Annotated in this window: 11 protein-coding genes and 1 tRNA gene; 10 read left to right on the top strand and 2 right to left on the bottom strand. The window is 63.4% G+C overall.

Features of this window, described 5'->3' with window-relative positions; genetic code table 11:
- From KBT70_RS00140 to KBT70_RS00115, 6 genes are all read left to right on the top strand, one after another.
- On the top strand, window positions 1–356 hold a 356-nt coding region (locus KBT70_RS00140), incomplete at its 5' end, for a hypothetical protein (protein WP_296627324.1).
- Window positions 356–637, top strand: coding sequence for a hypothetical protein (locus KBT70_RS00135; protein ID WP_296627321.1), 282 nt, complete (start codon window positions 356–358; stop codon window positions 635–637). The genes KBT70_RS00140 and KBT70_RS00135, both read left to right, overlap by 1 nt.
- 59 nt (window positions 638–696) lie before the next feature.
- Window positions 697–1,155, top strand: a complete 459-nt coding sequence (locus KBT70_RS00130) for a Lar family restriction alleviation protein (RefSeq protein WP_296627318.1) — start codon at window positions 697–699, stop codon at window positions 1,153–1,155.
- Window positions 1,148–1,363, top strand: coding sequence for a hypothetical protein (locus KBT70_RS00125; RefSeq protein WP_296627315.1), 216 nt, complete (start codon window positions 1,148–1,150; stop codon window positions 1,361–1,363). The genes KBT70_RS00130 and KBT70_RS00125 overlap by 8 nt, the downstream gene beginning before the upstream one ends.
- Window positions 1,364–1,366: 3 nt before the next feature.
- On the top strand, window positions 1,367–1,567 hold the full coding sequence (locus KBT70_RS00120) for a hypothetical protein (RefSeq protein ID WP_296627312.1): 201 nt from the start codon (window positions 1,367–1,369) through the stop codon (window positions 1,565–1,567).
- Complete coding sequence (locus tag KBT70_RS00115) at window positions 1,567–1,998, top strand: HNH endonuclease (protein ID WP_296627310.1); 432 nt, start codon at window positions 1,567–1,569, stop codon at window positions 1,996–1,998. Before KBT70_RS00120 ends, KBT70_RS00115 begins: the two co-directional genes overlap by 1 nt.
- Here the strand turns inward: KBT70_RS00115 and KBT70_RS00110 are convergent.
- Together KBT70_RS00110 and KBT70_RS00105 are read right to left on the bottom strand one after the other, a co-directional pair.
- Window positions 1,999–2,074 (bottom strand) — tRNA-Thr (locus tag KBT70_RS00110). It lies immediately after the preceding gene.
- Between the two features lie 53 nt (window positions 2,075–2,127).
- Window positions 2,128–3,027: a hypothetical protein gene (locus KBT70_RS00105; RefSeq protein WP_296627308.1), complete on the bottom strand. Its 900-nt coding sequence runs from the start codon at window positions 3,025–3,027 to the stop codon at window positions 2,128–2,130.
- A gap of 125 nt (window positions 3,028–3,152) precedes the next feature.
- Between KBT70_RS00105 and KBT70_RS00100 the strand changes: the two genes are divergently transcribed.
- The 4 genes from KBT70_RS00100 to KBT70_RS00085 all read left to right on the top strand — a co-directional run.
- Complete coding sequence (locus tag KBT70_RS00100) at window positions 3,153–3,614, top strand: (2Fe-2S)-binding protein (protein ID WP_296627306.1); 462 nt, start codon at window positions 3,153–3,155, stop codon at window positions 3,612–3,614.
- Window positions 3,615–3,617: 3 nt separating this feature from the next.
- Complete coding sequence (locus KBT70_RS00095; protein ID WP_296627304.1) at window positions 3,618–5,858, top strand: molybdopterin cofactor-binding domain-containing protein; 2,241 nt, start codon at window positions 3,618–3,620, stop codon at window positions 5,856–5,858.
- A 44-nt stretch (window positions 5,859–5,902) separates the two neighbouring features.
- Window positions 5,903–6,955, top strand: coding sequence for an AbrB family transcriptional regulator (locus KBT70_RS00090; protein WP_296627302.1), 1,053 nt, complete (start codon window positions 5,903–5,905; stop codon window positions 6,953–6,955).
- 105 nt (window positions 6,956–7,060) lie between these two features.
- Window positions 7,061–7,371: SDR family NAD(P)-dependent oxidoreductase (locus KBT70_RS00085; protein WP_296627300.1), on the top strand; the 311-nt coding region annotated here is incomplete at its 3' end.

The following is a 7,371-nucleotide window of genomic DNA, read 5'->3' as shown; positions in this document are numbered from 1 at the left end:
TGGTGCCTTTCCGGTTGTGGAGGGCTGACATGGCGAGCGATAACACGATCCACCCCAGCGGCGAACATCGACCCTACCGCCCAAGCAACGGGACCGAGGGCGAAATCTTTGTGGCGGAGTGGTGCGCCAACTGCGACTTGGCAAATTTTGATGACCCGGAACATTGCTGCACGATCAACCTGCGCGCCATGATGCATCGGATCACAGACCCCGAGTATCCCGCAGAGTGGCAATATTCCAATGGCGGCGTGCCGCAATGCACCGCCTTTGTCTGCGACGGGGCACCTGAGCCGCGCTGCGACCGCACGTTGGATATGTTCGACATGTCCGATGCCATCAACAAGGGGCAGGTGTGATGGACGCAAAAACAAAACGTGCCTTCGCGCGGGCGACAAAGGCGCTGACGGAACTTGCCAAGGTTGCGGCGCAAGACCCGGAGGCATTCCGCCGGGCCGTTCACCTTTTATTGCGCGGGGCTGGCGGAATTCTCGGGGCTGGATTGGCAATGTCGAACGCAGAAATAGACGATTTGCATGAGAATATTTCGCTGGCCGCCAAGCAGATAGAGCGTTCCGCCATCGACGGATATTCCGGCTACCTTGCCGCCGAACGCGCGCAATCCAAGAGGGATCACTGACATGGCCCGACAATCAACCATCGAGTGGGCTGACCACACGCCCAAGGAGGGCAAAGACGATGACCAGTGAAGCGCCGAAGCTACTGCCGTGCCCGTTTTGTGGGAGTGATGACGCTCTTTACTCGGAACACATGCAAGGAACCATAATCCACCCCGCCTATCGTGTCAGATGCGACCATTGCGGCGCGTCCACAGGATATACCGACAACGATCACGTTGCCGCATGGAACACCCGCGACACCACCCACACGCAAGCCATGGTGGTGGCGGCTTATGAGGATGCGGCGGTTGTTGCCTTGTCCTGCGTTCACCTTACGCCGGACCCCGACAAGTGCATCCGCTCGCGTGTTCCCGAGAACGCCCAAGCCGCGCTCGACGCCCTGCTCAAAGCCGAGCGGGTGCGTCTGTTGCGTGAAATTGAAGCGCATCACGCCCTTGCTCTCTTCGGCGATGTGGATGGGCGGGATTGCCACTCATTCGTGACTGACATCATCGAAAAGGAGACCGGCCATGCTTGAAATCATCGGATCAGGTCGGTCGTGGCAACTGCTCGAGCGCGGCAAGCTGCTGGCCGAGGCCGACAGTTTCGACAAGATCGGGATGAAACAGGATCGCATCCTGCGCGCCCGTGCCCTGCGCACCATCCCCTGCATGTGCTGCAAGGCCCCCTTTGAAAGCACAGGCCGACATCACCGCCTGTGCAAGATTTGCCGGGAACAGGGTTGAAGCATGAGCGGTGAACCCCTGAGTGATTTGGCAATGGCCATGCTCAAACAGGCCGCTTGCGAAGAGCGCGGTTTCGCCCTCAATGGCCGGGACACGAAAGCCGCAGCGCGAGACCTGTCAAAGCGCGGGCTTGTTTTGATCAACCCTTCCGTCACGCGGATGAAGATCACGCCTGCGGGACGCTTTGTCCTGCGCGACAACTGATGCCCAGCCTGCGTAATATCCTGCGCCGCCGCTGGTGGGAACAGGATCAGCGCTGCCTCTGGTGCGGTCGCTGGGTCTGGATGATGGGGATGGTCACGCGGCGCGATGCCACCGAACGGCTCTGGCGCCTGACCGGTGCCAAGCCGACCCGGCGCGAGATCAACCGCGCCCGCGCCACCGCCGAACACCTGGTGCCGAAATCCTTGGGCGGCACCAATCGGGTCAGCAATATCGTCTGCGCCTGTCAGGCCTGCAACGTCACGCGCGGGGCCGATATGGCCAGCATGCAGCCGGTCCCCGGCATTCTCTCGAATCTGCCGCTCGAGGTGCAGCACCGCGTTCTACGCCTACCGTCCGCCAGCGGACGCGGCGGACAGTCGGACGGACGCCCTAAGCGTCAAGGCGAAAACTCTGCAATTTCAGGCTGTTAGTGGTGCCCCCACACGGACTCGAACCGCGGACCTACTGATTACAAATCAGTTGCTCTACCAGCTGAGCTATAGGGGCTTGCGCGCCTGATTAGCCAAGCAGTCTCGCCTCTGCAAGCAGAAATCGCGCGCTCAGGGCGCGATCACCTGCACGCCCTGTATGCGTTGCACCGCATACATATCCTCGTCGTAAAGTTCCGTCAGCATGGCCACATGGGCGTCGGTCCAGCCGGGCGCGTCCAGCTCTTCCTCGATGGCCGCCTCATCGGCGAACTTGTCGAGAAAGGCCGCCACAACCCGCCGCTTCTGCACCTCGGTGAGGCCGGGATGCGACGCCAGATACCCGCGAAACCGCTCGCGCCCCGCCGGGGTCATGATTTCTTCGATCAGGCTGAATTCCCCATCAAAGCCGACAGTCGGATCAATCCCGGCCAGTTCCCGCACCACCTGGCTCCAGATCAGCGGCGTATCCTCGTTGCTCCAGACCGTCACCGGAATGTCGGGATGATGCGTGCGTATCCGCGTGATCAACTCGGACCAGCGCAAATGCGTCGCCTCATGCCCCCGCAAGAGCGCCTCAACCGTGCCAAACTCCGTCTCTTTCAGCAGCGGCGGCAGAAACGTCGCCGGATTGACCACCCCGATAAAGAGCTCCAGATGATCATCCGGAAACAATTGCCGAAACATGTTCAGCCGATGCTCGGCCGCGCCATAGAACACGCCCCCACTCACCGCCATCTTGGGCGTGCCGAAAAACCCCGGATTGGACAGGACCAGCCGGTCCACCGCCCCTTCGTTGCTGATGGCATCCACCAGAATATCGCGCGCATTGGGGGCAAGCCCGGTATCCTGCGCCTGATGCAGCACATCGCGCACCAGACGGCGATAGCGCTGCGGATCGGGGACATTGGTTCCGTGACGCGCCAGCATCTCACGATTGGCGGACAGGCAATTGATCAGCCTGTCCTCGTCGGTGTGATGGGCGCCTGCGTGAATGACAACCTGCATCCGTTTTCCGGCCTCTTGGATCATTGCCCCTCACTATACGGTCTTTGCGCCCGAGTGAAACAGCAATTGCCATGCCATCTGGAACAGCCATCTGGACAAGTGAACCGTTCAGTTTATTATTCCCCAAAAGGCTGCAACAGGGGCACGCCATGCAACTCATCGTCAACGGCACCGCACATTCTCTGGAGGGTCTCGAACCCGACATGCCGCTCCTCTGGGCGCTGCGGGATGTTTTGGGCATTACCGGCCCAAAGTATGGCTGCGGCATCGCCCAATGCGGGGCCTGCACCGTGCATATCGACGGGGTTGCCACCCGCTCCTGTCAGGTCGCCGTGGGCGATGTCTGGGGGCCTGTCACCACCATCGAGGGGCTGGGCACGCCCGATGCCCCGCATCCGGTGCAATCCGCATGGATCGCGCATCAGGTGGCCCAATGCGGCTATTGCCAGTCCGGCCAGATCATGCAGGCCGCAAGCCTCCTGTCCGAGACACCCAATCCCACCGACACCGAGATTGACGACGCCATGTCCGGCAATCTCTGCCGCTGCGGCACATATCCCCGTATCCGCGAGGCCGTGAAAACCGCCGCCCGCAACCTCCGGGGCGCGTGATCCATGGGCCGCGTCAAAACCATCGCCCGCCGCACTTTTCTCATCGGCTCCGCCGCCATCGCGGGCGGCGTGGCCTTTGGTGTCTGGCGGTATAAGACGCCCTACGCCAACCCGCTCCTCTCCGACCTGCCCCAGGGGGCGGCAGCCCTCACGCCCTATGTGCTGATCACCTCTGAGGCGATCACCCTCATCACCCCCCGCGCCGACAAGGGCCAAGGGGCAACATCGGTGCAAGCGGCGCTGATTGCCGAGGAGCTTGACGTAGACCTCGACCAGATCAAGACCGACCCTGGCCCCCCCAGCCCCGCCTATTACAACACCGCCCTTGCTGGCGATGCCGTGCCCTTCCGCGCCACCGACGAGAGCTGGCTTGCTGAAACCGTGCGCAGCCTTGCCGATGCCCCGATGAAATTTCTGGGCATGCAGATCACCGGCGGCTCCACCACCGTCCCTGATGGTTTTGACAAACTCCGCCATGCCGGGGCCGTGGCGCGCGAAACGCTCAAGGCCACCGCCGCCCGGCTGCATGACATCTCGGTCACAGACCTGCGCACCGAACGCGGCGCGGTGATCCTGCCCGATGGCACGCGCCTGAGTTACCAAAGCCTCGCCGCCGAGGCCGCGACCACCGATCCTGTCACCGATGTGACCCTGCGCGCGCCCTCCGACTGGCGCTTCCTCGGCCAGCCGATGCAGCGGATCGACATTGTCGCCAAATCGACCGGCACGCAAAGCTATGGAATCGACGTGAGCCTCCCCGACATGGCCCATGCCGCCCTCCGCCTCAACCCCGCCATCGGCGGCGCGCGGCTCAGCCATGATGCCGCCCCTGCCCTCGCCATGCGCGGCGTGATCTCCGTCGTGGCCCTGCCCGACGGCGTCGCCGTCATCGCCGACAACACATGGCGCGCGATGCAGGCGGTCGCCGCCGTCCCGGTCGAATGGGGTCCCGCCCAAATTCCGCCCGAGATGGACGCCCACTGGCAAACCCTCTCCGACAGCTTTACCGCCGACCGGCAAGACAGCCGGTTCCGCGACGCGGGCGATATCGACACCGCCCTCTCCGATGGCACCGATCTGACGGTCGAATACCGCGCGCCCTACCTCGCGCATGCGCCGCTCGAACCGCTCAACGCAACCGTCCTCTACACGCCCGAGCGGGTCGATATCTGGACCGGCACCCAGGTGCCGCGCTTTGTACAAAATAACGTGGCAAACCTTACAAACCTTACACCCGACGCCATCCACATCCACGCCCTGATGATTGGCGGTAGCTTTGGCCACCGGCTCGAGGATGAGGTAACGCGCCACGCCACCCGCATCGCGATGGAATTGCCGGGGCGGCCCGTGAAACTGACCTATTCGCGCGAAGAGGACATGACCCACGACTTTCCCCGCCAGATCGCCATGGCGCGCGGGCGGGGTCGTGTGGCGGATGGACAGGTCACGGCCTATGATCTGAGCATCGCCATGCCCTCGATCCTCGCCTCACAGATGGGCCGCCAAAGCATCCCCGCGCCGGGGCCGGACCTGCAAATCGTGGCCGGCGCATGGGATCAACCCTTTGATATTCCTCACTATCGCGTCACCGGCTACCGCGCGCCCGAATTGGCGCCGATCTCGTCCTGGCGCTCGGTCGGGGCGTCGTCGAACGGGTTTTTCCATGACTGTCTGCTCGACGAATTGATCCACGCCGCCGGGGCCGATCCGCTGGCCGAGCGCCTGCGCCTCTGCACTGACGCCCCTTCGCGGCAGGTGCTGGAAGCAGTCGGCGAGATGTCAAACTGGGGCAGCCCCCTCGGCCCAAACCAAGGGCGCGGCGTGGCCTTCTGCCTCTCCTTCGGCGTGCCCTGCGCGCAGGTGGTAGAGGTCACGAACACCGAAAACGGCCTCCGCCTCGACCGCGTCTATGTCGCCGCCGACGTAGGCCGCATCCTAGATCCGATCAACTTTGACGGGCTGGTCAAAGGGGGCGTGCTTTTTGGTCTGGGCCATGCGATGCACGCCCAAATCACCTATGCGGGCGGCGCGGCAGAACAGACGAATTTCGATACATTTCAATCACTTCGCCTCTCGCAATACCCAGAAATCACTGTGCGCGGGTTGGAAAACGGGACCAACATCAAGGGCATCGGTGAGCCGCCCGTGCCCCCCGCCGCCCCCGCCTTGGCCAACGCCATCTTCGCAGCCACAGGTCAACGCCTGCGCGAAATGCCCTTTGACAAATTCGTCACATTCCTCTGATCCCCCTCTTGCCCCCGCCCGCGCCCGGTGCTTGAACGGGTGACATGCCGATCTTTGCAACCACCCTTCTTCTCTTGGCCCTGTCCACTCTTTCGGGCTTTGTTGGCCAAGCCATCGGTTTGCCCTTGCCTTTTATGCTGGGTCCGCTGGCTATCTCGGCCCTCATCGCCACCGCCCTGCCTGAACGCCTGCCCACAGGCTACCGCTTTCCGCAGAAGCTGCGCCTGATGTTCATCGCCATCATCGGCCTCATGATCGGCGCGCAAGTGACCCCAGCCCTCTTTACCGAGGCGCATCACTACGCGCTAACCTTCGGCGCAGTCACGGTTTTCGTCGGTCTGGCGCATGCCATGGGCTATACGATCTTTCGCCATCTTGGCGGCTATGACCCCACCACCGCCTTTTACGCCAGCACCCCCGGCGGGCTCTATGAGAGTATCGAACTGGGCGAGGCGGCAGGTGCCGATGTGACCCGCCTGATGATGCAGCAATTCCTGCGCATCATCGTTGTGGTCACGGCCCTGCCCCTTGGCCTCTCGCTCTGGCTGGGCGCACCGGTGGGCAGCTCTGCGGGCATGACCATGGCCCGCCCCGATGTGCCATGGTCCGACCTGCCGCTGATCGTGCTGGCGGGGCTGGGGGGCTTGGGCCTGGGCCATGTGCTGCGCCTGCCTGCCGGGCAGATGACCGGGCCGATGGCCCTCGCGGCGGCGCTCTCGCTCACGGGCTGGCTCAGCTTTGATATCCCGCAATGGCTTGTAAATATGGCACAAATCGTGCTTGGCACGGCGCTCGGCATGCGTTTCACCGGGCTTAGCCGTGGCCTCTTGCTGCGCGGCGCGGCGCTCGCCGTGGCAGCGGTGGGCGCGATGCTGAGTTTGGGCGTCGGGCTGGCGCTCGCCTTGCATGAGATGACCGGCGAGGCGGTCGATGTGCTCCTCATCACCCTCGCGCCCGGCGGTGTCACAGAAATGGCATTGGTCGCCCTCAGCCTTCAGGCCAATCCCGCCTTTGTGACAATCCACCACATCTACCGCATCGTGCTCACCGTGCTGACGCTCGGGGTGATCACCCGCTTGCGACAGCGCCAAGGGTGAACGGAGTCGAGTATTTGGGCCAAGAAAAAGCCTAAGACAGTCTTTGACAGCCGGGGTCACAACCGGTATTTGAACATATGTTCATTTAACGCAAGCGAGGGCAGCATGCGCATTGACGAGACAGCCGCGATCATCACCGGCGGCGCTTCGGGGCTGGGTGAGGCGACCGCCCGCCATTTCCGCACCATGGGCGCCGCTGTCACGCTCCTTGACCGCGACGCAGAGCGCGGCGCGGCCATCGCCGCCGAAATCGGCGCGTCATTCGTGACAACCGATGTCACCGATGAGGCGTCAGTGTCAGCCGCCATCGCAGCGGCCAAATCCGCCATGGGCCGGATCACGGCGGCAATCAATTGCGCAGGCATCGCCACCGGGGCCAAGGTGCTGGGCCGCGATGGCCCCCACCCGCTCGACCT

Source organism: Roseovarius sp. (genome assembly GCF_018066915.1).
Classification (GTDB): domain Bacteria; phylum Pseudomonadota; class Alphaproteobacteria; order Rhodobacterales; family Rhodobacteraceae; genus Roseovarius.
The sequence above is the reverse complement of the archived record's forward strand: the minus strand, read 5'-3'. Positions and strand labels throughout refer to the sequence as shown.